The organism is Kordiimonas pumila (genome assembly GCF_015240255.1).
Lineage (GTDB): Bacteria > Pseudomonadota > Alphaproteobacteria > Sphingomonadales > Kordiimonadaceae > Kordiimonas > Kordiimonas pumila.
Genome location: NZ_CP061205.1, coordinates 553,694 through 579,563 on the forward strand (window position 1 = coordinate 553,694; position 25,870 = coordinate 579,563).

At 50.2% G+C, this 25,870-nt stretch carries 26 protein-coding genes; 17 read left to right on the forward strand and 9 right to left on the reverse strand.

Annotated features, from left to right (window positions below; translation table 11 throughout):
• Positions 1-31: 31 nt before the first annotated feature.
• Positions 32-760, forward strand: coding sequence for an SDR family NAD(P)-dependent oxidoreductase (locus ICL80_RS02280; protein WP_194214513.1), 729 nt, complete (start codon positions 32-34; stop codon positions 758-760).
• A 75-nt stretch (positions 761-835) separates the two neighbouring features.
• Here ICL80_RS02280 and ICL80_RS02285 read toward each other — a convergent pair whose 3' ends face one another.
• Positions 836-1,267, reverse strand: coding sequence for a GFA family protein (locus ICL80_RS02285; RefSeq protein WP_194214514.1), 432 nt, complete (start codon positions 1,265-1,267; stop codon positions 836-838).
• Between the two features lie 19 nt (positions 1,268-1,286).
• A complete protein-coding gene (gene lepB / locus ICL80_RS02290) occupies positions 1,287-2,060 on the reverse strand; it encodes a signal peptidase I (protein WP_194214515.1) in 774 nt (257 codons plus the stop codon).
• Positions 2,061-2,396: 336 nt separating this feature from the next.
• On the opposite strand from lepB, the gene dnaK reads away from it, so the two are divergent.
• Together dnaK and dnaJ are read left to right on the forward strand one after the other, a co-directional pair.
• A complete protein-coding gene (gene dnaK, locus ICL80_RS02295) occupies positions 2,397-4,322 on the forward strand; it encodes a molecular chaperone DnaK (RefSeq protein WP_194214517.1) in 1,926 nt (641 codons plus the stop codon).
• Between the two features lie 102 nt (positions 4,323-4,424).
• Positions 4,425-5,567, forward strand: coding sequence for a molecular chaperone DnaJ (dnaJ, locus tag ICL80_RS02300; protein WP_194214518.1), 1,143 nt, complete (start codon positions 4,425-4,427; stop codon positions 5,565-5,567).
• Between the two features lie 31 nt (positions 5,568-5,598).
• Here dnaJ and ICL80_RS02305 read toward each other — a convergent pair whose 3' ends face one another.
• Positions 5,599-6,252 (reverse strand): TetR/AcrR family transcriptional regulator, encoded by a 654-nt coding sequence (locus ICL80_RS02305; RefSeq protein ID WP_194214520.1) that lies wholly within the window; start codon positions 6,250-6,252, stop codon positions 5,599-5,601.
• A gap of 255 nt (positions 6,253-6,507) precedes the next feature.
• On the opposite strand from ICL80_RS02305, the gene dapB reads away from it, so the two are divergent.
• Positions 6,508-7,299 (forward strand): 4-hydroxy-tetrahydrodipicolinate reductase, encoded by a 792-nt coding sequence (dapB, locus tag ICL80_RS02310; protein WP_194214521.1) that lies wholly within the window; start codon positions 6,508-6,510, stop codon positions 7,297-7,299.
• Positions 7,300-7,312: 13 nt separating this feature from the next.
• Here dapB and ICL80_RS02315 read toward each other — a convergent pair whose 3' ends face one another.
• A complete protein-coding gene (locus ICL80_RS02315) occupies positions 7,313-7,807 on the reverse strand; it encodes a DUF2244 domain-containing protein (RefSeq protein WP_194214522.1) in 495 nt (164 codons plus the stop codon).
• The gene (locus ICL80_RS02320) at positions 7,808-9,034 is read right to left on the reverse strand and encodes a UbiH/UbiF/VisC/COQ6 family ubiquinone biosynthesis hydroxylase (RefSeq protein ID WP_194214523.1); all 1,227 of its coding nucleotides are present in this window, start codon (positions 9,032-9,034) and stop codon (positions 7,808-7,810) included. It lies immediately after the preceding gene.
• Positions 9,035-9,179: 145 nt separating this feature from the next.
• Between ICL80_RS02320 and ICL80_RS02325 the strand changes: the two genes are divergently transcribed.
• The 5 genes from ICL80_RS02325 (at position 9,180) to ICL80_RS02345 (ending at position 15,139) form a co-directional block, all read left to right on the forward strand.
• Entirely contained in the window at positions 9,180-10,274 is a 1,095-nt protein-coding gene (locus ICL80_RS02325) for a mechanosensitive ion channel family protein (protein WP_228073765.1), read from the forward strand.
• Between the two features lie 202 nt (positions 10,275-10,476).
• A complete protein-coding gene (locus ICL80_RS02330) occupies positions 10,477-12,909 on the forward strand; it encodes an FtsK/SpoIIIE family DNA translocase (RefSeq protein WP_228073767.1) in 2,433 nt (810 codons plus the stop codon).
• A gap of 34 nt (positions 12,910-12,943) precedes the next feature.
• Complete coding sequence (locus ICL80_RS02335; RefSeq protein WP_194214524.1) at positions 12,944-13,630, forward strand: LolA family protein; 687 nt, start codon at positions 12,944-12,946, stop codon at positions 13,628-13,630.
• Positions 13,631-13,750: 120 nt separating this feature from the next.
• Complete coding sequence (locus ICL80_RS02340; RefSeq protein ID WP_194214525.1) at positions 13,751-14,341, forward strand: hypothetical protein; 591 nt, start codon at positions 13,751-13,753, stop codon at positions 14,339-14,341.
• A gap of 15 nt (positions 14,342-14,356) precedes the next feature.
• Positions 14,357-15,139: an exodeoxyribonuclease III gene (locus tag ICL80_RS02345; protein WP_194214526.1), complete on the forward strand. Its 783-nt coding sequence runs from the start codon at positions 14,357-14,359 to the stop codon at positions 15,137-15,139.
• Positions 15,140-15,141: 2 nt separating this feature from the next.
• Here the strand turns inward: ICL80_RS02345 and ICL80_RS02350 are convergent, their stop codons facing one another.
• Positions 15,142-15,837: a response regulator transcription factor gene (locus tag ICL80_RS02350; protein ID WP_194214527.1), complete on the reverse strand. Its 696-nt coding sequence runs from the start codon at positions 15,835-15,837 to the stop codon at positions 15,142-15,144.
• A 178-nt stretch (positions 15,838-16,015) separates the two neighbouring features.
• Between ICL80_RS02350 and ribA the strand changes: the two genes are divergently transcribed.
• Both ribA and ICL80_RS02360 read left to right on the forward strand, forming a co-directional pair.
• Positions 16,016-17,122, forward strand: a complete 1,107-nt coding sequence (gene ribA, locus ICL80_RS02355) for a GTP cyclohydrolase II (protein ID WP_194214528.1) — start codon at positions 16,016-16,018, stop codon at positions 17,120-17,122.
• A 2-nt stretch (positions 17,123-17,124) separates the two neighbouring features.
• Positions 17,125-17,652 carry a L,D-transpeptidase family protein gene (locus ICL80_RS02360; protein WP_194214529.1) on the forward strand — a complete coding sequence of 176 codons (528 nt, stop codon included), beginning with the start codon at positions 17,125-17,127 and terminating at the stop codon, positions 17,650-17,652.
• Here ICL80_RS02360 and ICL80_RS02365 read toward each other — a convergent pair.
• Complete coding sequence (locus ICL80_RS02365) at positions 17,643-18,326, reverse strand: YggS family pyridoxal phosphate-dependent enzyme (RefSeq protein ID WP_194214530.1); 684 nt, start codon at positions 18,324-18,326, stop codon at positions 17,643-17,645. The genes ICL80_RS02360 and ICL80_RS02365 overlap by 10 nt on opposite strands.
• Before the next feature lie 60 nt (positions 18,327-18,386).
• Here ICL80_RS02365 and ICL80_RS02370 point away from each other — a divergent pair, with 60 nt between their 5' ends.
• Positions 18,387-18,992: a thiamine phosphate synthase gene (locus tag ICL80_RS02370; protein WP_194214531.1), complete on the forward strand. Its 606-nt coding sequence runs from the start codon at positions 18,387-18,389 to the stop codon at positions 18,990-18,992.
• Between the two features lie 23 nt (positions 18,993-19,015).
• On the opposite strand, the gene ICL80_RS02375 is transcribed toward ICL80_RS02370, so the two are convergent.
• The gene (locus ICL80_RS02375) at positions 19,016-19,915 is read right to left on the reverse strand and encodes a porin family protein (RefSeq protein ID WP_228073769.1); all 900 of its coding nucleotides are present in this window, start codon (positions 19,913-19,915) and stop codon (positions 19,016-19,018) included.
• Between the two features lie 224 nt (positions 19,916-20,139).
• On the opposite strand from ICL80_RS02375, the gene ICL80_RS02380 reads away from it, so the two are divergent.
• The 4 genes from ICL80_RS02380 (at position 20,140) to holA (ending at position 24,760) form a co-directional block, all read left to right on the forward strand.
• Positions 20,140-20,574 (forward strand): DUF3576 domain-containing protein, encoded by a 435-nt coding sequence (locus tag ICL80_RS02380; protein WP_194214533.1) that lies wholly within the window; start codon positions 20,140-20,142, stop codon positions 20,572-20,574.
• 110 nt (positions 20,575-20,684) lie between these two features.
• Positions 20,685-23,246 (forward strand): leucine--tRNA ligase, encoded by a 2,562-nt coding sequence (leuS, locus tag ICL80_RS02385; protein ID WP_194214534.1) that lies wholly within the window; start codon positions 20,685-20,687, stop codon positions 23,244-23,246.
• Positions 23,246-23,725 carry an LPS assembly lipoprotein LptE gene (gene lptE / locus ICL80_RS02390; RefSeq protein ID WP_194214535.1) on the forward strand — a complete coding sequence of 160 codons (480 nt, stop codon included), beginning with the start codon at positions 23,246-23,248 and terminating at the stop codon, positions 23,723-23,725. The genes leuS and lptE overlap by 1 nt, the downstream gene beginning before the upstream one ends.
• A 15-nt stretch (positions 23,726-23,740) precedes the next feature.
• Positions 23,741-24,760: a DNA polymerase III subunit delta gene (gene holA / locus ICL80_RS02395; RefSeq protein WP_194214536.1), complete on the forward strand. Its 1,020-nt coding sequence runs from the start codon at positions 23,741-23,743 to the stop codon at positions 24,758-24,760.
• Here the strand turns inward: holA and ICL80_RS02400 are convergent.
• The gene (locus ICL80_RS02400; protein ID WP_194214537.1) at positions 24,757-25,227 is read right to left on the reverse strand and encodes a DUF1330 domain-containing protein; all 471 of its coding nucleotides are present in this window, start codon (positions 25,225-25,227) and stop codon (positions 24,757-24,759) included. The genes holA and ICL80_RS02400 overlap by 4 nt on opposite strands.
• A 48-nt stretch (positions 25,228-25,275) precedes the next feature.
• Between ICL80_RS02400 and ICL80_RS02405 the strand changes: the two genes are divergently transcribed.
• Positions 25,276-25,863, forward strand: a complete 588-nt coding sequence (locus ICL80_RS02405; RefSeq protein WP_194214538.1) for a TetR/AcrR family transcriptional regulator — start codon at positions 25,276-25,278, stop codon at positions 25,861-25,863.
• Positions 25,864-25,870: the final 7 nt, after the last annotated feature.

Consider the following 25,870-nt stretch of genomic DNA (forward strand, 5'->3'; position numbering starts at 1 on the left):
GCCAGAGCAATATTTCACTACGGAGCAAATAGTGACGAAAGTGGTTTTAATTACGGGTGCCAGTTCAGGTATTGGCAAGGCTGCAGCGATCGCTTTTGCCGAAGCAGGATATAGTGTTGCGGCGGCAGGCCGTAACCAGTCGGCACTTGATGGTCTGGCAAAACAACACCCCAATGTTCTTCACCCCTTTATCAGTGACCTTGATGGCCCGCACGCTTGTAATCTTTTGGTCGAGGCCTGTTTAAAGCAATTTGGCAGGCTTGATGCTCTTGTTAATAATGCAGGGATTCTCGAGCGGGCAAATGCAGAAGAAACATCAGACCGGCTATGGCGAAACACGATGTCTGTTAATCTGGATGTACCTTTTTACCTGAGCCGAGCAGCCATTCCGCATTTAAAGAAAACCCGAGGCCGTATCATAAATATTTCGTCTGACTGGGGGATAAATGCTGGCAAGCGTGCGGTAGCTTACTGCGTGAGCAAGAGCGGCCTAATCATGCTGACAAAAACCATGGCAAAAGACTATGCTGCTGACGGCGTGACCGTTAATGCTGTTTGCCCAGGGGATGTTCTGACCCCCATGCTTGAAAAAGAGGCCGCTGAACAGAATGCAAACATACAGGATTGGCATGCCCGTAGCCCAACGGGTAGATTAACCGAAGTGCACGATATCGCAGCGGCTATCTTGTATCTGGCCTCAGGCGCCGCAGCACAAATAACAGGCACAACGCTGCTGGTTGACGGCGGCGCTAATGCTTAGTTTACACCATTCAAAACCTTTTAGGTGGCATTGCAAGCAGGTAATATTATATGCCTTTGCTTTTAGGTGCTGTAGCTAATCTGGGGTTTTTATAAACTTTAAAATACCGAAGATTTTTTCTTTGGGGCCGTCCTCTGTGTCACGAGGGTGGTTTATGCCGTCCAGCACGTGCACTTCTTCAAAGTCAAAGGGGCTAACACCCTCAAGGCAGGCAACATTAATGCCATACTGGTTAGGGTTAGACCGGCGCTGGTGGTGGGTGTAAATACCGCATACAGAGCAAAAATAGTGTTTCGCGGTTTTGGTGTTAAACTGATAAAGCGCCAGCTTGTCAGCCCCTTTAAGGAAAGAGATAGAATCAAGCTCGGCTGAAACAGCTATCGCACCCCGCATACGGCAGATAGAGCAGGTACAGCGCCTTGCCGTGTTTAACCCGTCCGTTAAGGTTACTTCAAACTCTACACTGCCGCAGTGACATCGAACTATTTGAGAAGAAGTTTCCCTCATTCGCACGCATCCTTGATACCTAGTTCAGGCTATTGAAAAACCTTCCAAGCGGAATGCCAGCGGGGCAGAAAATATCCTTGCCCTGATCACAGTTATATAGGCTGAAGGTTGTTATGCTGGCGCGGCCTACCAGATAGGCATATTTCACGAAACCCATATCATTCATTACCCGGCTGTCGGCGCTGCCATCGCGGTTATCGCCCATCATGAAATAATGCCCGAGCGGCACCACATAGAGCGGGGTGTTATCAAGGGCACCGCTGTCTGTGCGCTCGTAAATACGGTGCTTCAAGCCGCCCGGCAGGGTTTCTTCATATTCGCGTACCCGGCGGTCATAGCCATCATAACTGGTGTAATTTACTTCACGAATGAAATCGCGCGGGACGATTTCACTGTTAATATAAAGGCGGCCCTCTTTCATTTGTATGGTGTCACCGGGCATGCCGATCACACGTTTTATGAAATCATCACCGTTTTTATAAGGCAGGGTAAAAACGGCAATATCGCCGCGTTCTGGGGTATCTGCCAGAAACCGGCTTTCGGGAAGGAAGCTTGGGTCAAATGGAAAGGAGTATCTATTATAACCGTAAGCCAGTTTTGATACGAAGATCCTGTCGCCTACCTCTAGGGTGGGCTCCATGCTGCCGGAGGGAATATGAAACGCGCCCCACGCAAAGGTTGTGAACAAAAGATAAAAGAAAACAATAGAAATCAGGTCTTTAAGAAGGGCGTATAGGCCGCCATCTTCTTTGGCTTCTGTGCTCTTTACGGGTGTCGCGGTCTTGTCTGTCATGAGGTGCTTTTTCTTTTTGTTGAATACTGGCCGTGGTGCCTGACTTTACGGGCGGGAGGGGATTGTTGGCAATGCTGTTTTACTTTTACGAACGGTTTTTCTGCAAATATCCTCCCCAAATGGCGATCTGCTCAGGAAATTCAATCCCAAGATTCTTTATTTTTATGCGAGCTAACCCTTGCGAGGTGGGGTTGGCACCCCTATATAGGCCGTGAAGCGATAAGTAACGGAAACGTTATCTATCATATGGTAATAAATATTAATCCAAGCCCTAGAGGCTGCATGAAGGTGCCTGATGGGCCTTAAGCGGTCGGCTGAAACGGGAAGAGGTATAAAATGGGTAAAGTAATTGGTATTGATTTGGGTACAACAAACTCTTGTGTATCTATCATGGACGGCTCTAAACCAAAAGTAATTGAAAACTCTGAGGGTGCACGTACAACACCTTCTATTGTTGGGTTTACAGGCGACGGCGAGCGCCTCGTTGGTCAGGCAGCAAAACGTCAGGCTGTAACCAACCCAACGGACACTCTTTTTGCTATCAAGCGCCTTATTGGCCGCACCTTTGATGATCCAACAACGCAAAAAGATAAAGGCATGGTTCCTTACGACATCATCAAAGCTGATAACGGTGATGCGTGGGTTGAAGCCAAAGGTGAGAAATATTCGCCTAGCCAGATTTCTGCTATGATCTTGCAGAAAATGAAGGAAACCGCAGAAGGCTATCTCGGCGAAACTGTTGATCAGGCTGTTATTACTGTGCCTGCGTATTTCAACGATGCGCAGCGTCAGGCAACCAAAGATGCCGGTAAAATCGCTGGCCTTGAAGTTCTGCGTATTATCAACGAGCCAACAGCCGCAGCTCTTGCCTACGGTCTTGATAAAGAAGAAGGCCATACGATCGCTGTGTTTGACCTTGGCGGCGGTACATTCGACGTATCTGTCCTTGAAATTGGCGACGGTGTGTTTGAAGTGAAGTCCACAAACGGGGATACGTTCCTCGGCGGGGAAGACTTTGACATGCGCCTTGTTGATTATTTGGCGGATGAGTTCAAAAAAGAAAATACAGTTGACCTGCGGAAAGACAAGATGGCGCTTCAGCGCCTGAAAGAAGCTGCAGAAAAAGCGAAAATCGAGCTTTCTTCTTCGCAGCAAACAGAAGTGAACCTGCCGTTTATCACGGCTGATGCTTCTGGTCCTAAGCACCTTCAGATCAAATTGACACGCTCCAAACTTGAGAGCCTTGTTGAAGATCTGGTGAAACGCACGCTTGAGCCTTGTAAAAAAGCGCTTAAGGATGCGGGCCTAACTGCTGGCGAAATTCACGATGTAGTGCTCGTGGGCGGTCAAACCCGTATGCCTAAAATTCAGGAAGTGGTTAAAGAGTTCTTTGGCCGCGAACCCCATAAGGGCGTGAACCCTGATGAAGTTGTGGCAATGGGTGCTGCTATTCAGGCTGGTGTTCTGCAAGGCGATGTGAAAGATGTTCTGCTTCTTGATGTGACGCCGCTTTCACTTGGTATTGAAACGCTGGGCGGGGTGTTTACACGCCTTATTGAGCGCAACACAACAATACCAACGAAAAAAGCACAGGTCTTTTCAACAGCGGAAGACAATCAGGGCGCGGTTACTATTCGGGTGTTCCAGGGTGAACGCGAGATGGCAGCCGATAATAAGCTCCTTGGGCAGTTTGATTTGGTGGGTATTCCGCCAGCACCGCGCGGCGTACCTCAAATTGAGGTTGGCTTTGATATTGATGCGAACGGCATTGTGAATGTATCTGCCAAAGATAAAGGTACAGGCAAAGAGCAACAAATTCGCATTCAAGCGTCTGGTGGTCTTTCTGATGCCGATATCGATAATATGGTGAAAGATGCTGAAGCGAATGCAGAAGCAGATAAAAAGCGCCGTGCTGCGGTTGAAGCGAAAAATCAGGGCGAAGCTCTCATGCACTCAGCTGAGAAAAACCTTGAAGAACACGGTGATAAAATCGGCGCTGATGACAAGAAAGCCATTGAAACAGCAATTGCTGATCTGAAAACGGCCCTTGAAGGTGATGACGCTGAAGTTATTACAGCTAAAACACAGGCCTTAACAGAAGCCTCTATGAAACTCGGCGAGCAAATTTATAAAGCAAGCCAAGAAGAAGCGGCGGGCCAAACAGATGCACAGCAGGCTGATGCGGCGGCAAAAGCTGCTGAAGACGGCGACGATGTTGTTGATGTCGACTTCGAAGAAGTAGACGATAACGACAAGAAATAAGGATGGTTGCCTGACACTGCTATAATGGGCGCCGCTTCCAAAAACGATTTGGGGGCGGCGTTTCATCATCAGTGAGGGCTTGAATAAAGCAGGGAACCAACAATGTCTAAAGCGGATTATTACGAGCTTCTTGGTGTAGGGAAAGGTGCAGACGAGGCCGCGCTGAAAAAAGCGTTCAGAAAGGCTGCCATGCAACACCACCCGGACCGCAATCCGGGGGACCAGGAAGCAGAAAAAAAATTCAAGGAAATAGGCGAGGCCTACGACGTTCTGAAGGACCCAAACAAGCGGGCTGCTTATGATCGTTATGGCCATGCTGCTTTTGAGAATGGCATGGGCGGCGCGGGTGGCGGCGCGGGTGCTGGTGGCTTTGATTTTTCAGATGTCTTTGAAGAATTTTTTGGTGACTTCATGGGCGGCGGCGGTGGCCGCAGGCGTCGTGGTGGCCCGCAAGCCGGTCGTGGCAGCGATATGCGCTTTAATCTTGAAATCACTCTTGAAGACGCGTTTCTCGGGAAAACGGACAAGATAACAATTCCAACGTCGGTTGCGTGTGATCCGTGTGGTGGGTCTGGCGCTGAACCGGGTTCAAAACCTGAAGTGTGCGATACGTGCGGTGGGCATGGTAAGGTGCGTGCTAATCAGGGCTTTTTCATGGTGGAGCGTACATGTCCTAAATGCCATGGAACAGGTAGTATTATAGCAAACCCGTGCAAAAGTTGCCGGGGTGCAGGCCGGGTAAACAAGGAAAAAACCTTGCAGGTGAAAATCCCGCAAGGTGTTGAGGAAGGCACCCGTATTCGCCTCACCGGTGAAGGCGAAGCTGGCACGCGCGGCGCACCTGCGGGCGACCTCTATATTTTCCTGTCAATCAAACCGCACCCGTTTTTCAAACGCGATGCAGACATGCTTTACTGTCAGGTGCCTATTCCTATGTCAACAGCGGCACTTGGCGGGCATATTGATGTACCAACCATTGAAGGCAAGCGTGCGCGGGTGAAAATTCCAGAAGGCACTCAGTCTGGCCGCCAGTTCCGCTTGCGCGGCAAGGGTATGCCTGAGCTGAATGGTGGCTTTACGGGTGATATGATCATTGAAACTGTGGTAGAAACACCTGAAAACATGACCAAACGTCAGCGTGAGCTGCTTGAAGAGTTTGCGGCAGAAGGTGGTGATCAGGTTTCACCGCGCTCAGAAGGTTTTTTTGCGAAGGTGAAAGACCTTTGGGAAGATCTAAAAGATTAAGGCATCGTCTGTCTGTATAAAACTGCGCTGATTATCTCTCCGTAGTTTTATAATATCCAATATACGAGCTAATCAAAATGGTTAGCTCGTCGATAAGCTGTTTGGCTTTTGTTTTGTTGTTTTCTTCAATGGCCTGATCTACCAGCACAGAAATGGCAACAGTTACAGTTTTCACCACAGCGTTGTAGCGGTCATTGCCGATCTCTACCGACGATAGGGCAAGGGTGCGCTCAATAATAGTGCCCAGCCCCCCTACTTCATCGGGGGTTTTGTCCCGTACAGAGCCTTGACTGTTGGACCAGCGTGTTAAGAGCTTGAACGAGGCATGTGTATTGGCGGTTTCCCAGAACTTGGTGAGCAGTATATGAATGATGGTTTTAAAATCTTCACATGGTTTAAGGGCTTCAAGGGCGGTGGAAACAGACTTCTCTATATCGTCATACGCATGGGTATAAAGCGCTAACAAAATATCATTGCGGTCTGTAAAATATTGATACACCGAGCCAACTGGGATGTTTGCTTCTTGCGCAATTATCGTAGTTGTTACCGTATCAAGGTTTGGAAAAGCAGAACTTGCAGCAAAAGTTACAAGGTTGTTTGCGGCCTTTAAAATTTCTTCACGCCTAGCTTTCGAACGTTTCTGTTTTGGTGCTTTTTTAATAATACTCGCCTTACTACTTGGCACTGCCACTCCCCCAGACTACATCTCAGTATAAAATAATAACAATTTAGTTAAAATTGTATCTATTACTAAAGCATTGAAATTCTTAACATTAAGTTGATAAGCAAAAAATATGCCGTGAAAAATACCGTATTTAGGGGGTATGGCCTGCAATGTGAGCCAGATTGGCCAGAAAAACGGTAGAGAAACGATCTTGTTCTTTTCATTTGAGCAGGTTGCATGCTAGCAAGAAGCAAGGTTTTAAACGGGATACAAAAAATGTCGCTGAGCTTGAAAGTTGGTGTTGTTGGCTGCCTTGGCAGAATGGGTCAGGCTATTATTGAGGTTGTGTCTAAAACTGATGGCCTTGTGCTGGTTGCTGGTTCTGAGGCGGTAACACACCCAAAGGTAGGCACGTGTATCCCGGGAACCGAAGTTATCATTACCCCAGACAGTAACAGTGTTTTTGAGGCCGCCGATGTGGTTATCGACTTTACTCCGCCCGGTAATACGGCGGCACATGCTGTACTGGCAGCAGAGCATAAAACAGCTCTTGTTGTCGGCACCACAGGTTTTTCTGACACGGACAACCAGTCGCTTGATATTGCGGCTGAGGAAGTTGTTATTGTGCAGGCTGGAAACTATTCGCTGGGGGTGAATTTGCTAAAAGCCTTAACCAAACAGGTGGCAGCAACACTTGGCACTGACTGGGACATTGAAATAGTTGAAATGCACCACCGACATAAGGTTGATGCACCGTCTGGTACTGCTGTTATGCTCGGGGAATCTGCTGCGGAAGGGCGTGGCACAACGCTTGGCACACTGCGCACACCAGCCCGTGAGGGCATTACAGGGGAAAGGCTGGAAGGCAGCATTGGCTTTTCGGCGCTCAGGGGCGGTTCGGTTATTGGGGAGCATGATGTTATTTTTGCAAGTGGCAGTGAACGCATAACCCTGTCGCATAAAGCAGAAAACCGTACCTTGTTTGCTGACGGTGCTGTGCGGGCGGCCTTGTGGACGGCGAGCCAGAAAAAGGGCCGCTATTCAATGATGGATGTTCTGGGTTTATAAGCCCCCGGTGCTGTTACCGGTGTTTCCAGCGATCAAGCACGTCGCGTAATTCCATATAAAAAGCTTTGCGGGCGTCTTCGTTCAGGAAAGAGCCAATCGTCACTGATTGGTTGTGCAGGGAAAGTTTGCAAGTACTTGAATAAGCATCTGTTTTTTTGAGCGACAGCATCACCCAATAAGGCTCAAACACCCAGCTTTCCTCGCGGCCATTTGGATGGGTGCGCACCACAACAAGCTCTGTTTCTGTGAGCGTAATGGTTTCAGAAAGTCTGGCACGCCGAAAGTTAACATAAAAGGCAAGGCCAAGGGCGGCGATATCCAGCACTAGAAAAAGGGCAACCGGCCAAGCTCCAAGCACATAAAACCGAATACCGCCAAGAATAGACAGCGCACCCAGCAGAAAGATCAGGTTTTGAACATGCTCTGGTTTTAAGGCTCTGTATGGCTTTAATTGCTGGTCGAAAATCGCGGGTTGCAGAGATTTGTCCATTTGCAGAGATTTGTCCATTTAAGGGCCAACCTTTTCCCCGCGTAGGAGTTTTGGCAGTTCACCCACTGTGCCGCGCGCATGTGCCATGAAAAAGTTTTTCAGCGGGGTTATTTTGTTAATGCCTGCCATGCCAAGATCCCGGGCGATCTTGACAGGCGTAATATCATTTGAAAACAACCGGTTGAAAATGTCGGTAATGGCATAAACAGAGGCATTATCGGTGGTGCGCCACTGCCCGTAACGTTCCAGAACGCTAGAATTACCAATATCCAGCCCAACACGACGAGCTTCGGCTAATACTTCGATAAGCGCTGCAATATCCTTGATGCCCAAGTTCAGGCCCTGCCCCGATATGGGGTGAATGCTGTGGGCGGCATCGCCGATAAGAGCAAGGCAGTCATCGGTGTAGCGCGCGGCATACTGCAGGCTAAGCGGATATGCCCACCTGCCGCCAATCACCTTAATATCGCCCAGAAAATCACCCGTGCGGCGCGCAATTTCTGCGGTAAAAGCCCTGTCAGGCAGGCCCATTATGGTCTCAACTAGGTGGCTTTTTTCTGTCCATACCAGCGATGACCTATTGCCGGTAAGCGGCAGAATGGCAAAAGGCCCTGAGGGCAAAAAACGTTCGTGTGCTATGCCGCAGTGGCTAAATTCATGCTCAATAGAACACACAATACCGTGCTGGGCATAGGGAATGGTCGAAACCGGAATGCAGGCATGGGCGCGTACAATACTGTTTTTGCCGTCTGCCCCAATAACAAGCTTTGACTGAATGGTTTTGCCGCTATTAAGCGTAACCTTGGCCCCTGTTTTACTGCGTTCAATAAGGCTTACATGCTCTGGTGCCAGAAACTGAATATTTCTTAGTTCTGCCATGCGGGCAAAAAGCGCTAATCGTGTGTGTCGGTTTTCAACCATATGCCCAAGTGGGCCATCACCCAGTGTTTCATGGTCGAAGTGCAAATGCATCAGGGACGGCCCGTCTGAGACCCGAATTTCCAGAATGGGCTGTGCGTAGGGTGCCATATGCGGCCAAACCCCAATGGCATCAAGCAGTTGGCATGATGCATAAGCAAGGGCACTGGAGCGGCCATCATAGGAAACAGCAGTTAGGTCGCCCTTGGGGGCCTGGTCCACAAGCGTAACTGTAAAACCATGGTCTGCAAGACCGATTGCGGCTGTCATGCCTGCCATGCCGCCGCCTATAAGGGTTATGTCTGTTTCAAAAGCTTTAGCCACCATGTGTATCCTCTGTATTCCTTATTAGAAACTATGCCGGATAGCCTTCACTGTCCAGTGCTCTCGCTTGTTATTTAAGGGTGACATGCCCGCCCGAGAGTGACTATGCTTATAGAGCACATAGTTGAAAAACCTATACGGAGTGAGCGTGTTATTTAGTAATATGAGCTGGCAAGACCTAATCGAAATGGAAGTGTATAAAAACACTCTGCTTGAATGGGCTGCTGCCTTTGGCATTGGCCTTTTATTATTCGTGGTTTTAGCCCTTATTAAAGAAACGGGCCTGCGTAAATTCAGGGAAACTATTGTAAGGGATCCAGAAGGCTGGGGTTCATCGTTAGTTGAGGCTCTTCAAAACACTAAAAAGCTCACGATACTCCTGCTGTCCATTTACATTGGTGTGCGCGGTTTAACACTTCCCCCGGTTATTGCAGATAATCTTCGCATCATTACCCTTGCGATATTTTTTATCCAGATAGGCCTTTGGTGTGTGGGTATTTTAAATGGCTGGGCCGCGCGGTACCGCGAACAGCAAATCACGATTAACCCCGGTGCTGTTAGCACGCTGGGTGCGGTACGGGTTATTTTAATTGGCGTTATATGGGCGGGTGTTTTACTGCTGATCCTCGATAATATCGGCTTTGATATTACAGCGCTTGTTGCAGGCCTTGGCATTGGTGGTATTGCCATTGCCCTTGCTGTGCAAAATATTTTAGGTGACCTGTTTTCTTCGCTTTCTATTGTGCTGGATAAAACCTTTGTTGTTGGCGATTTCATTATTGTTGGCGATTATATGGGCACGGTTGAAAATATTGGCCTCAAAACCACAAGAATTCGCAGCCTGTCTGGCGAGCAAATTGTTTTTTCCAATACAGATTTGTTGAATGGCCGCATACGAAACTATGGTCGTATGTACGAACGGCGTATTTCAATCAAGCTAGGGGTGATTTACCAGACAAGCAGAGAGAAGTTAAAAAAGATCCCTGTGATTTTGCGGGAAGCAATAGAAGCTCAGGAAAAAACTCGGTTTGATCGTGCGCACTTTCTTGCTTACGGCAACTTTTCGTTGGATTTTGAGTATGTTTATTATGTTCTGTCATCAGATTATAATGACTATATGGATATTCATCAGGCTATTAATTTTATCATTCATGAAAAATTTGAAGCAGAAGGGATTGAGTTTGCATACCCAACCCAAACCCTGTTTCTGGAAGGGCTGAAGGCAGAAACAAAAAGTGAATAAAGCCTTCTTGGTAATTGGGGTATCATGCTATTAAGCTATTTAAACAGCACGAAAAAGGTACAAAGAAGCAATATTTTTGATTTTGCCTTTTTCCTTGCTAATTGCTTTCCTATACTGACTAAATTAAACCATGTGAGGAAGGCCTTACCGTGGGATAACGGGGAAGACAACCAGTGAAACTTCATCGGGAAGAGTAGAAGGCGTGGCTGCAAAAAAAACGGCTGTTAAAAAAAGGGCGACACAGACACCCGGGACAAAGGCACCTATATTGCCCCCTGCACTTGTAACATTTTTCAAGAATGCGGGTTGGCGCTTGCTGGGCTTATTGCTTGCCGCTATTTCGCTTGCTCTGTTTTTGTGCCTTTGGTCTTATCATCCCGCAGACCCTGGTTTTAACAATCAGGCCTATACACCGGTCCAAAACTGGATGGGCCAGTGGGGCGCAAACATTGCTGACCTGTTGTCACAGACGCTGGCTCTAGTATCATATCTGCTTGTTTTACCCTTCCTTGTGTGGGGCATAAAGGTCATGCGTCTTAAATGGCTGCCGCTCTTTTGGCTAAATCTGGCAATGGTGCCGGTTTCCCTTGTTCTGCTTGCTATTGCGGCCAGTGTTGTGGCGCCTGACCCTGCTTACCATAATCAGGCGGGGTACGGCGGTGCGCTTGGCCAGCAGCTTTATCAAATGGTCAATGGTCTTATAAACACTGTAGCGGTCCCAAGCTGGGCTTATGGTATTTTGTTTCTGGTTTTGGGGCTGCCTGCATACGCCTTTTGCCTTGCGCTAAACGCTGCTGAGTGGCAATCAATTGGCGGTTTTTTGTGGGCCGGTATTCTGCGTATTTTTTATGCTATATTGTGGGCTGTGCGCGCTATTGGCCGGGGCATTGCGGCAGGTTTGCGTGTTATTTTCCGCAGCCGCGATGACCGTGACGATGATGTTTTTGAGCGGGTTGAACCGTCTATGCACGCCAAAGCCGAAACGGTAAGTGTGCGCCCAACACGTATTGAATCAGTGCCACCCCAGCAGCGCAAGCGCGTTCAAGAACCACCAAAAACCAAAAAAGGCATCAGGGAAGTAAAAGAAGCACAGGTTACACTTGATCTGGGTGATGGCAGTGCTTTTGTTTTGCCGCCGCTTGAACTGTTAACACCCCCGCCGCCGCCCGAAAAAATTAGCCGGATCGGCACCGAAGCGCTCGAGCAAAATGCCCGTATGCTGGAAAGTGTTCTCGATGACTTTGGTGTGCAGGGCGAGATTAACGATGTGCGCCCCGGCCCTGTTGTAACCCTTTACGAACTTGAACCTGCGCGCGGGGTTAAGTCTGCCCGCGTTATTGGGCTTGCGGATGATATTGCCCGTTCCATGAGTGCTATATCTGCTCGTGTGGCGGTTGTGCCGGGCCGTAATGCGATTGGTATTGAGCTGCCAAACGTTGACAGGCAAACTGTTTTGCTGCGCGAACTTCTCGCTAGCCGCGATTATGAGGCCACAAAAGCCCGGCTGCCGGTCGTTCTGGGTAAGGATATAGGCGGTGAGCCGGTTGTGGCGGACCTTGCCTCCATGCCGCACTTGCTGGTGGCGGGTACAACAGGGTCTGGTAAATCTGTTGGTATCAATACCATGATCCTGTCGCTTCTCTACCGTCATAGCCCGGAAACGCTGCGCTTTATCATGGTTGACCCTAAAATGCTGGAACTGTCGGTTTATGATGGTATCCCGCATCTCTTAACGCCCGTTGTGACAGAGCCGAAAAAGGCAGTTGTTGCCCTGAAGTGGGCGGTGCGGGAAATGGAACAGCGCTATAGCAATATGTCAAAGCTTGGGGTGCGTAACCTTGCAGCGTTCAACAAGCGTATTATGGATGCAAAAGCAGACGGCGAGCGTTTAACCCGTGAAGTACAAACCGGGTTTGACAAGGAAACCGGCCAGCCAATTATGGAGCATCAGGAGTTTGATTTCGAACCCTTGCCCTTTATCGTGATTGTGATTGACGAGATGGCAGACCTGATGCTGGTTGCAGGCAAAGATGTGGAAGCGACTGTACAGCGCCTTGCTCAAATGGCGCGGGCCGCTGGTATCCACCTTGTGATGGCGACACAGCGCCCGTCGGTGGATGTCATCACCGGTACGATCAAGGCGAACTTCCCAACCCGTATCAGCTTTCAGGTAACCAGTAAAATCGATAGCCGTACGATCCTCGGTGAACAAGGTGCAGAGCAGCTTCTTGGTATGGGCGATATGCTCTTTATGGCAGGCGGCGGCCGCATAACCCGTGTACACGGCGCTTTTGTGTCTGATACCGAGGTGGAAACGGTGGTCCGGCATCTTAAACGTAACGGTGCCCCTGAATATCTGTCATCGGTTACCGAGGAACCTGAAGATGGCTTTGACAGCCCGTTCATCCCCGGTCCATCTGGAGATGATAGTGATAATAGCCTCTACGATCAGGCGGTGAATATTGTTCTAAGGGACAGACGGGCCTCTACAAGCTATATCCAGCGCCGGTTGAAGATTGGTTATAATAAAGCGGCATCTCTCATTGAGGAAATGGAAGATCAGAGCGTTATAAGCGCACCAAACCACAAGGGGCAGCGCGAAGTGCTGGTTCCTGAGCGCGAAGAAGAGTTTTAGCCCTGCTGCCGTAGTAACGCGAGGATACCAAATTTTGAAAGCACCTTTGTTATGCCTGCTGTTTGTGTTTGCCGCCCCGCACATAAGGGCAGATGACACAGCCAAGCTATCGCCGCAACCCCTTGAGGAGCAAACGATAGAAGAAAGCAGCTCTCTTGCAGCGCTTACCCGCATGCAAACGTATATGGAGGTTGTGCAAAGCCTTGAGGCTGATTTTGTACAGGAAGCGCCAGATGGTAGTAAAACCCGTGGCACACTTTATATGGCGCGGCCCGGTAAAATCCGCTTTGATTATGCAGATGATGTGCCGTTCCTGATGGTAGCGGATGGTAAGACCCTGAACTTTATTGATTATGAAATCGGGCAGGTAACAAAGTGGCCGGTGAAAGATACGCCGCTGCGTGCACTGCTTGGCAAATCAACAGACCTTGCCAGCATTAATGCCCATATTCAGGTGGCACCAGAGGGCGTTGAAAATCTGGTAGCGCTTTCAGCATCAGACCCGGACAAGCCTGAAATGGGCCGGATAACAGTTTATTTTGAAAATGCGCCCGATTTACCGGGGGGGCTTAAGCTTCTGAGCTGGGTGGTGATTGACGCGCAGGAAAAGGTAACCATTGTTGAACTGTCACGCCAAAGCGTGAATGTTGACCTGAAAAGCGACCTATGGAGCTTTGAGGATCCGCGCGGCCTGACCAAACGCCGGACAAACCGTCATTAACCTTTTCTGAAAGGTCTGTTTTGGAGCGCTTTCCTCTTTCCCCTGCTCTCAGTAACACGTATAGATCATATACGCGCAAACCCGCGCGGCTGATTACCTGACTTTTAAAGGCGTTTATCTGTGGAAGACGAAACTGATCACGATATAGAAGACCTGTTTGAAGATTTCCCCAGCATGAGATCTGTTGCCCCCTTCTTGAAGGTAGCAGAAAAAGTGCGTTGGTTCCGCTCTCTCGGCGAACGCCCGCATGCTTATAGTGTTGGGCTGGCGCGCGATTATGCAGATATACTGGGTTTCCCAGATGCTGACCCGGTTTTCCTGCCAGAGTGGGAAGACGCAGCCTACGCCGCTGAAAACCCAGAGATCAACAGCTCTGCCTGGGAGGCAGAAGAACAGCTTCGCGCATCATTAACGGATGATGTGCTGCTGGCGATTGATGAAGACACCCTCAATATGGTGATGACCCATATTGCGCAGACCGTGACCCCCGCGATTGATGCCGCAGCGCAGGAAGCCAAAGAGTTTTTGCGCATTGAGGATGACGAGTTTGTGCAGGCGGCAGCAGGTGCTGCGGCACAGGCCTGTTATCAGGCCGCGCTTGTTGGCATGGCAAACCCCGAGGATGATCACCCGTTTGTCAAAAGATTTCAGCTCTTTGAGCAGGGCCACTGGCCTATTGCCATTATTGGTAATAGCTTCCTTATATACTGACCTGAAGGCACCCTTATGCGATTGATTACATGGAACATTAATTCTGTACGGGCGCGGCTCGATATTGTGCAGCAGCTTGTGGAGACATACAGGCCAGATGTGCTGTGTCTGCAGGAAACCAAAGTGCAGGATGATATGTTCCCGCGTGGTTTTTTCGAGGAAATTGGCCTGCCACACCTTGCTATTCACGGACAGAAAAGCCATCACGGCGTGGCAACCGCGGCTAAAGAGCCATTTGCGGATAGTTATAAAACTAATTGGTGTGATATGGGCGACGCCCGCCATATTGCCATTAAGCTTGCAAGTGGCCAGACAGTGCATAATTTTTATGTACCCGCAGGCGGCGACGAGCCAGACCCCACAATCAACGATAAATTTGCCCACAAGCTGAAGTTCATTGACGAAATGACAGCATGGTCAGCAGGCCTGAAAGACCCTAGCATTCTGGTGGGTGACCTGAATATCGCCCCCTACGCAGATGATGTGTGGGACCATAAAAAGCTGCTTAAAGTAGTGTCGCATACGCCGCTTGAGTGTGACCTGATGCTGAAACTGATGGCGGCTCATGGCTGGCATGATGTGATGCGCGAGCACACGCCGCTTCCGGAAAAGCTGTTTAGCTGGTGGTCGTACCGCGCCCGCGACTGGTCAGCCGCTGACAAGGGCCGCAGGCTTGATCATGTGTGGACCAGCCCTGCCCTGAAAGGCACCACAACTCATATGGAAGTAATTAGAGATGCGCGCGGTTGGGGTAAACCGTCTGACCACGCGCCCGTGCTGGTGGACTTCAGCCTGTAGGGTTATACCCGCAGCCCTTGCAGGCTATAGCCGCCGGGTTCTGTAATAAGCAGGCGGGCGGCAGCGGGTTCTGTCTCTATCTTTTGCCTCAGGCGGTAAATATGGGTTTCCAGTGTGTGGGTGGTGACGCCAGAATTATAGCCCCATACCTCGGCGAGTAGCTCTTCGCGGCCCACCGCTTTGCCGCGTGCCCGGTATAAATACTTTAGAATATTGGTTTCTTTTTCCGTCAGGCGCACTTTGCTACCTTTTTCTTTTTCTGTTAGCAGTTTGCCAGAGGGCAGAAACTGGTATGGGCCAATATCAAATGTGGCGTCTTCGCTTTGCTCATACTGCCGGAAGTGTGCCCGAATGCGGGCAAGCAAAACGGTAAAGCTGAAAGGCTTGGTCACATAGTCGTTGGCACCAGCATCCAGCCCCAAAACGGTGTCTGCGTCAGATACATTGCCTGTCAGCATAAGGATAGGCACGCTAATACCGTTTTTACGGATACGTTTACACAGTTCGCGGCCATCCATATCGGGCAGCCCGACATCTAGAATAATCATGTCTACCTGATTGCTGGCCAGAAAGGTTAGGGTGTCTGCCGCAGTGCCTTGCTGGGTGGTTGAAAACTCGTCGCACAGCGCCAAATTGTCTGCAAGGCTTTCGCGCAGATCAACATCATCATCCACCAAAAGCAGTTTTCTAACCGACATACATTCTCTCTTTCTAAAGCTGGTCTGGTTCATAACTGTATAACGTTATCTTCTATATATGAAGGAGAAAGCAATTTGCCATGATCACACTGTGTCACATTTGCTTGAACCATGAAAAAGACCTGCTTTGGCACACTGTTTTAAAAGAAAATACTGACAAAATCGGATTTTCGCTTATATGAAGCATATGGACACAGATGAAAAAAGGTTGCTTAGCTTGGAGCGCGCCTGCGGTGATTTGCGGCGCGGGCACCCGGTTGTTGTATGCGACAGCAGCGGCAAAAGCCTTTTGGTCTTGCCGGCGGAGCACGCAAATACCGCCACTTTGGGCTTTTTTGACGGGCTTGCGAGCGAAAGTTTTATTCTGCTGACCAGCAACCGCGCGCTCACCCTGAAAGTGGCGAGCAAAGGCTGGTCCGTGGTGCGGATCGCCCGGCCCCAGTGGATGCAAGCAAACGATATTGTAGCCCTTGCAGATCCAACGCTTGATCTTGCAACCCCGATGAAAGGGCCTTTTCAGCGGCTAGAGCATAAGGAAACCGACCTTGATAAAGCGGCGATCAAGCTGGCTAAGTGGGCGCATTTACTGCCTGCTGTTGTTGCGGCGGAAATCGCTGATGCTAAGGCGCTTGTTAGCAAGCACGGTTTGTTGGAAGTGTTTGCCCCTGATGTTTTAGCGGCTGATATGACGCAGGCCTCCGCGCTTAAGGAGGTTGCTTCTGCCCGTGTGCCGCTTGCAGGCAGCGAAAATACAAGGCTGGTGTCCTTTCGGCCGCAAACCGGCGGCGTTGAACATATTGCCATTGTGATCGGCGAGCCTTCACGGCGCACCCCGCCTTTAATGCGCATCCACAGCGAATGTTTCACTGGCGACCTTTTGGGGTCGCTTAAATGTGACTGCGGCGAGCAACTGCGCGGTGCTATCCGGGCGATTGATGCAGCGGGCGGCGGTGTGTTGTTGTATCTAGCCCAAGAAGGCCGCGGCATTGGCCTTATCTCCAAGCTGAAAGCCTATGCCCTTCAGGATCAGGGTTATGATACGGTTGATGCCAACACCCGGCTTGGGTTTGATGTGGACGAGCGTATTTTTGCGCCCGCTGCTGAAATGCTGAAACTGTTAGGTTTTACCTCTGTACGCCTCATGACCAACAACCCAAACAAGGTTGAGGGGCTGGAGCGCTACGGCATTAAAGTGGTGGAGCGTGTGGCCCATGCATTTCCGCCAAACCCGCATAATGAAATGTATCTGGCCACTAAAAAGATCAAAACTGGGCATATTCTGTAGCTATGATAGAATGGATTGTCACTCCAGACACCGCGAACCCCAAAAAAGGTGTGGTAACAGGCCCCGTATTCAAGGCCCCTTGTGCCCTTGGCAGAAGCGGTGTCCGGTTGGTTGGTGAAAAGCGCGAGGGGGATGGGTATACCCCTGCCGGGCGCTACCCATTACGGTATGTATATTACCGGCCAGACAGGATTGCAGCCCCCATGACAGGCTTGCCTGTATATCCTTTATCGGTTGATATGGGCTGGTGCGATGACCCGGAAAGCCCAGATTATAACAGGCCTGTCAGGTTGCCCTTTGTGCCGTCGCACGAACAGCTTTGGCGCGACGATGAAATTTACGACCTGATTTTGGTGATAGGCCATAATGACAGCCCGGTTATAGCGCATATGGGTAGTGCTGTTTTTGTGCATATTGCCCGCGAGAATTTTTCACCTACGGCAGGCTGTGTGGCCCTTCAGCAAGAAAGCCTGTTGCGGTTACTGCGGCAATCAGGCCCTGGCGATCAGATCGTTATTACTTATCCGTAATCACGCGCGCCGAAAACAGCAGTGCCAACACGAATATCTGTGGCCCCCATGCTGGCGGCAAGCGCATAATCGCCGCTCATGCCCATAGACAGGTGTTTTAGGCCGTGTTTAAGGGCTAGTTTGCGCAAAAGCGCAAAATGAAGAGAGGGGTCGTCGTCCACAGGGGGGATGCACATAAGCCCTAAAACCGTTAGGCCGTTTTCAGTGCAAAGGCCCAAGAGGCTTGCGATATCTTCCTGTAGGCAGCCGCTTTTTTGGTCTTCGCGTCCAGTATTAACCTGAATGTACACAGGTAAAAACTTTTCCTGTTTTTTCATTTCTGTTGCAAGCGCTTTCACAAGCTTTGGTCGGTCAACAGAGTGGATATAGTCAAACAGGGCAACAGCCTCGGCCGCCTTATTGGTTTGCAAGCCGCCAATCAGGTGTAATTCAAGGTCAGGATAAGCTTTACGTCTTTCTTTCCAGCGGCTTTCTGCCTCTTGCACCCGGTTTTCGCCGTACACACGGTGTCCGGCGTTAAGGGCAGCTTCAACACGATCATCAGGTTGCACTTTTGAAACCGCAATCAGCTTTGGTGCCGGGTGTTTCGTGCCCGTATGCACCGCCATTTTGCGGATATTGCTGTCAATTTCAGCGAGATTGGCCTTAATGGTGGAAACAAGGTCTGTTGTCATAATGGTTTCTCGGTTTATCCTTAAATCAGAATATATCATCCTATGGGACAGGGAATATATATGGTCAAGTTATATGGGCAAAAAAGATCAATCAGTGCTGCACTGGCTATAGGCCGGGCGGCCGGTGTTCCGCATCTTGTTTTCCTAACGGACGAGGGCCGCGCCCCAGACCCTGTTGGTGTGTGCCAGCATTTGCCTGCGGGCAGTATTATTATATGCCGTGATTATGACCATCCCGACAGGGTTGGTTTTGCAGAAAAACTGCGTGCTGTTACCCGTACCCTCAGCCAGTTTCTGTTGGTGGCAGGCGACCCCGGCCTTGCCCGTGCAGTGGATGCAGACGGCCTGCATTTGCCGCAGTATATGCTTGAAAACCCGCCTGCCCTTACAGCCTTTGGCCTTGTGAGTGCCGCCTGCCATGACCATGCTTCACTTGTGCGGGCGGCTCAGTTGGGGCTTGATTTTGCGCTGGTGTCGCCGGTTTTTGAAACCGCAAGCCATGTGGGAGAGCCAGCACTTGGTGTTCACAGGTTTGCCCGGCTTGTTAAAAACGCCAGTATCCCTGTTGTTGCGCTGGGCGGTATACATGCGGGTAACGCTGCAAAATTAAAACCGTTTCAGCTAATGGGGGTTGCGGCAATAGGTGCCTTTATCCCAAATGTTTAGACAGGTGCTTTAGAGAGTGAGGCTTAGAACTGTAACTTGCCGCCAAGGAAAACCATGCGGGAGTTATCGCCGGTTAAAGAGCTAACAATCCAGCGGTCACCGTAATCATAGTAGCGTACACCACCACTTAGGCCCAGATAGTTGCTAAAGCGGTAACTTGCACCAAGCTCGACAGATACAATATTGCGGGCTTCGTTTTCAATGCCGTAAAGGTCAGCGCCTTCTTTATATTCGGTTAAAGAAAGCCGGGCGGACCATGAGGTTGCCTGATAAGACAGTCCAACATCAAAGCCATTCATGTCGTTTTCAAAATAGCTATTGTAACGCATTAAAGAGGCATCCAGCCCAAAGCCGGAATATCGGGCTTCAATGCCAAAGTTATATTCGTGGCTGGCCACGTCAAGATCCGCAAACGGAACAGAAGCAGGCATGCCGTCTACAGACAGGCGGTAACCAGTTTGCAGCGCAAGCTCCAAGCCTTTACTCTGATTAGAGGTTTCCTTGCCGCCAAATGTAATGGCCATTCTGGAGGTTGCATCATAAAGGCCCCTGCCAATGCCGCCGCGCATTTCGCCTGTTGGGGCCATCAGCGAAGAAAAGTCTGGCTTGTCAGAAAGGCCCTGAAGCGATGATTGTGGCAAGGTTCGCGAATCACTTAGCTTGAAAAAGCTGTGGTTCGAGCCTGATGGCGTTTCCAGATTGCTTAGTTTTAGCTCAGGAATGGCGCCCGCTTTTGCCACAGGTTCAGCCGTCGCCTGTTTGGCCATTTGCTCTGCTATAAAAGCATCAAGGCTTTGCAGAAACCCGCTGGATTCAAAGCGTGGCTTTGAATCGTCCGCCGATACACCGGCAGCGAGTCCTGCAGCTACAAAGGCTGCCATTGATATTTTTAACAAGCGTTTCATTGGCGCTAGTGGTCTCATTTCAACGTTACATATTTATTATAGTACTGAATTTCAGGGAGATTTAGCAAGGTGGTGGGGTAAATAGAATCAAAATGTGTCATGTCTGCCACTATTTAGGCATATTTCTGACTAGTAACTGACGTCTCTGGGGGCTATAACCCGCAGGAGGCTTCTTTTGGCGAACGGCAAACTGGTGCTGTTTTGGTATTGAAGCAAATGAAAACGAATCTACGGGGTTTAATATGCAGGGATTAGTCCGGTCACTTTTAGTGGTCATGCTGTGCGCCACCATCAGTGCCTGTTCCTTATTTGGTAGTAAGGAAAAAAGTAAGGCAGAAATTGGCCCAAGGGTTACCGCCATTGGGATTAATGGTTATTTGTGGCAAGCCACGCTTGATACACTTTCCTTTATGCCGCTTGATAAAGTTGAGCCAAACGGCGGTGTTATTGTAACAGGCTGGCATTCTACAAAAGAAGCGCCGAATGAGCGGGTGAAAGTAACAGTCCGCTTTTTGTCAAAAGACCTAAGGTCAGACGGGCTGAAGGTTTCTGTTGTTCGGCAGGAGAAATCTTCGGACGAGTGGCTAAGTGTGCCTGTGCAGGCATCAACAGAATTAAAAGTTGAAGAAGCGATCCTGACAGCCGCGCGCCGTATGCGTGTTCATGCTGCCGGATAATTGTCTCTGACCCTTGGCCTTACTATTGAGGCCAGTTCGTTTTACATGCTGTGACAGGCCGGGCCTTTAGGTTCTGGCCTTTTAGGCTCTAATCACCCACGAGAAATAGTATGTCGCGTTATAATGCAAAGGTAACGGAAGCCAAATGGCAGAAGGTCTGGTCTGAAAAGGCTACTTTCAAAACTGATAGCACATCTGAAAAGCCTAAATATTATGTGCTGGAAATGTTTCCCTACCCATCTGGGCGCATTCATATGGGCCATGTGCGGAACTATACGCTCGGCGATGTAGTAGCGCGGTTCCGCCGGGCAAATGGCTATGAAGTTTTGCATCCTATGGGCTGGGACGCTTTTGGCATGCCAGCAGAAAATGCGGCGATGGAGCGTAAAACCCACCCCGGTAGCTGGACATACGACAATATTGCCAATATGCGTTCGCAGCTTCAGAAAATCGGTTTTGCGATCGACTGGGACCGTGAAATTGCCACCTGTGACCCAGAATATTACGGCAAAGAGCAACAGATATTCATCGACTTTTATAATGCAGGCCTCGTGTACCGCAAGGAAAGCTGGGTAAACTGGGATCCGGTAGACAATACTGTTCTTGCAAACGAGCAGGTTATTGACGGGCGCGGCTGGCGTTCTGGTGCGCTGGTTGAGCGCCGCAAGCTTTCGCAGTGGTTCCTTAAAATCACCGACTTTGCTGAAGACCTGCTTGACGGCCTCAAGACACTTGACCGCTGGCCCGACAAAGTACGGCTGATGCAGGAAAACTGGATTGGTCGCTCTGAAGGCCTGAAATTTGATTTTAAGATCGATGAAACGGGCGAAAAACTACCGGTTTATACAACACGACCTGACACGCTTTTTGGTGCTAGTTTCTGTGCTATTTCGGCCGACCACCCGCTTGCGGCAAAGCTTGCTGAAAATAACCCTGCCCTTGGGCATTTCATTGAAGAATGCCGCCAGATGGGCACGACCGAAGAAGCGCTCGAAAAAGCCGAGAAAAAAGGCTTTGATACAGGCCTTCATGTGGTGCACCCGCTGAATGCAGGATGGAAACTTCCTATTTATGTCGCTAACTTTGTGTTGATGGAGTATGGTACGGGGGCGATTTTTGCCTGCCCGGCCGGTGACCAGCGCGATCTGGATTTTGCCCGTAAATATAACCTGCCAGTGCTGCCGATTGTGCTGCCGGACGGCGCTGACAGTGCAACATATCAAATTGAAAACGAAGCCTACACAGGTATGGGCACACTTTATAATTCAGGCTTTCTGGACGGTATGGATGTAGCGAGCGCAAAAGCCGCTATGATCGATAAGGCCGAAGCCGAAGGCTGGGGCGAGCGCACCGTAAACTTCCGTTTGCGCGACTGGGGTGTTTCGCGGCAGCGCTATTGGGGTACGCCTATTCCGTTTGTGCACTGCGACGCCTGCGGCGTTGTGCCAGTGCCGGTTGACCAGTTGCCGGTGCAGCTTCCTGAGGATGTTACCTTCGACAAACCGGGTAACCCGTTAGAGCACCACGCAACGTGGAAACATACAAATTGCCCGAAATGCGGCGCAAAAGCGGTGCGTGAAACCGATACGATGGACACATTTGTAGATTCGTCGTGGTATTTCATGCGCTTCTGCACACCTGACAGTGACCAACCTTTTGACAAGGATGTAACGGACAGCTGGTTACCGGTTAACCAGTATATTGGCGGGGTCGAGCACGCTATTTTGCACCTGCTATATGCCCGGTTTTTCACCCGCGCTCTTAATCATGTTGGTAGAACCAGCATTAAAGAGCCATTCGAGGGCCTATTTACACAAGGGATGGTAACCCACGCCACTTACAAGGATAGTAACGGCAAGTGGGTGTTGCCAGAAGATGTCAGGAAACTTGAAGATGGCTCGCTTGTAACAGCGGACAAGCTTGCAGTTACCGAGGGCCGCATTGAAAAAATGTCCAAGTCGAAGAAAAATGTTGTCGACCCGGATGACATTATCGAGCAGTACGGTGCAGATACAGCGCGCTGGTTTGTGCTTTCTGACAGCCCGCCAGAGCGTGATTTGCAGTGGACAGAATCAGGCATTGAAGGCGCATGGCGTTTCGCCCAAAAAGTTTACCGTCTGGTAACAGAGCCCACGGTTCACTTGCCGCCTGTGGGTACACCAGTGCCAGAGACACTGTCTGATACGGCAACAGCTTTCCGCAAAACGGTGCATAAAACCATTAAGGGTGTGTCCGCCGATATTGAAGCGCTGCATTTCAACAAAGCAGTGGCGCGGCTTTATGAGTTTACGGGCGGCTTTGGCGGTAAACTGGTGGGCGACGGTGCAGCAGAAGTGCAGCGCGAGGCCCTTGAGACACTGGTTCTGCTTATTAGCCCAATGATGCCGCACCTGGCAGAAGAAATGTGGCACACACTTGGGCACGAAACACTGGTGTCAGATACCCCGTGGCCTGTGGCGATTGAAGAATTTACGGTTGATACAAGTGTGACTATTGCTATCCAGATAAATGGTAAAGTGCGCGATACAATCGACATTCCAAAAGATATGCCGAAAGACGAGGTAGAAGCCGTTGCCCTTCGTACAGAAAAGGTGCAGGCTATGCTGGCAGACCTTACCGTCAGGAAGGTTATTGTTGTACCGGGAAGAATTGTAAATATTGTGGCGAATTGATGCGAATAGCACTTTTTATATCATGCTTGTTACTGGCGGCTTGTGGCTTTAAGCCGCTCTATGAGGCTGGGGGGTCAAGCGGGGCGATGCAAGCCGAGCTTGAGGCTGTTAGCGTTGGCCCGATACCAGACCGGCTGGGCCAGATTATGCGTAACCAGCTGCTTGAACGCCTGAATGTTGCAGGTGTTGAAAAATACCGTCTTGATATTGTGCTTGAGCAGACCAGCGAAGGCTACGGTGTGCGCCCAGATGCTGCCACCACGGAAGAGCTGATCACACTGAAGGCTTATGTGCAGCTTGTTTCCCTAAAAGACGACAGTATTTTGTTTGAAGACACACTGCGCGCCCGAACATCGTTTGATATTGTGCTTTCTGACTATGCAACCGTTACCCAGCGGGAAGATAGCGCGCGTCGTCTTGCCCTTGAGCTTGCAGAGCGTATTCACCGGCGTCTTGCCCTGTATTTTTCACAGAAATAGGCGGAAGGGCTAACCTTGAAAGTAAAGCCCCGCGATATACCGGCTATTTTGAAGGCGCTAGACCCGTCTGTTCGGGCTGTGCTGGTGTTTGGCCGCGACGAGGGGCTGGCGCGAGAACGCGCAGATACAATCAGCAAGCAGATAGCCCCAGACCTTTCTGACCCCTTTCAGGTGGCAAAACCTAGCAGCGAAGACATAAAAGCTGCCCCTTCGAGGTTGCTTGATGAAATATCGGCCATTTCCATGCTGGGTGGCCGCCGCCTTGTGCGTATGGACAGTGTTGGGAATGAGGTGACGGAGCCTGTTAAGCTGGCGCTAGAGGGCGCACAGGGTGACGGTGTTATGGTGCTAACAGCGGGTGACTTAAAGCCGACATCAAGCCTTCGCAAGCTAATGGAAGGCGCTAAAAACGCACTTGCTATCCCGTGTTATGAAGATGGTGCCCGTGATCTTATGGGGCTTGTGCATTCGGTTTTGGCTGATGCGGGCCTTAGTGCAACGCAGGATGCAACAGCCTATCTGGTCGATAATTTGGGCGGCGACAGAATGGTGTCGCGCGGCGAACTGGAAAAACTGGTGCTGTATAAGGGTAAAGCAGGCGGGCAGGTAACACTGGCAGACGCTGTCGCCTGCGTTGGGGATACCGCGGCGCTTGGGCTTAACCAGATTGCCGAATGTGTGACAGCAGGAGACGCCCGCCGACTGGAGAAACTGCTGGAACGGGCCAGAATTTCAGGGGAAAGTGCGGTTGCCATTTTGCGCACCCTGCAAAGCCGGTTGCTGCGTATGCATCTTGTGCGCGGCCACATTGAAACGGGCATGAATGTATCTGAAGCGGTTACAAAATTGCGACCACCGGTGTTTTTTGCGGAAAAAGACAAGTTTCAGGCCGAGGCTATGCGCTGGACTTTAGCGGGGCTAGAGCGGGCGATGGCAATTTTGCTTGAAGCCGAGCTTGATTGTAAAACAACAGGTAACCCTGTGGATGTGATCTGCGCCCGTGCGCTCTTGCGGCTTGCAAAGGCTGCGCGTTAGGATATCAGGCCAGAGAGATAAACTTTTTGCTTTTCGCAGGCTGCGCGCCGGTGTTTATAGGCACTGATATAATCCTCGTTTGAGACAAGGCTTATAAGGGCTTTTGTGTTTGGGTAAGCCCCCACAACAATGAGATCCCACGCCTCTTTACTACCGCAAAACATGCCCTCAAAGGGCCCCATATGCAAAAATCTACCCCCAACAGACTGCATCGTAGGCATACTGACAGCCGCATATCTGTTAAACGCTTCCTGCCCTGACAGCGCTGGTGCGGGCGCGTCTTTTGGTGCCGGGTAGGCGGCAATATCCCGCAGCTTGAAGAAATTGATAAGGGTAAGGGGGGCAGTGTCGTCGCGCTCAAAAATATGGGCCCAAACCTCAGGCGTGGGGGCGGTGCCATCTGAGCCATCACCGTAACACGCCATGAGCTTTTCAAGTGCAACGTGATTTTCAAGATTGACGGACATATATTCTCTCCTTAGGTTGACACGTGTAAACTAAGGAAAACTTTACACGTGTCAAGTAACAAAAAATCTGAGATAACAAAGCGGGAAATTCTTGATGCTGCTTGGGGGTTGGTGGCGGAAAAAGGCGCAGATGTTTCTGTATCTGAAATTGCGAAGGCTGCTGGTGTTAGCAGGCAGGCAGTGTATTTGCATTTTGCAAGCCGGGGCGGCCTTCTTATAGCACTTGTAAAGCGCGCCGATGAGCGCTTTGGCATTAAGCAGGGTTTTTTTGACGCGGCGGCCATGCAGGACCCTGCGGTTCGGTTGGATATGTGCCTCAGTGTTTGGTTCAGGTTTGTGGTGGAAATCTTGCCTGTAGCCACAGACCTTATCAGGCTCAGGGCAACAGACGCGGATGCCGCCCATGCCTGGCAGGACCGAATGTCTGAGTTACGATTATGGTATCAGAATCTTGTTAAAGGGTTGCAAGAAGATGGGGCATTAAAACCGGACTGGACCGTTGATACAGCGGCAGACTACCTGTGGGCAGCTTCTTCAGTTCAGGCCTTGTCGCTTTTAGCGGTGGAATGTGGCTGGGGATTTGATAAAACATCGCTTACTTTAAAAAAAACAATCTCAGACACGCTTTTAGCCTGAGGCTGAA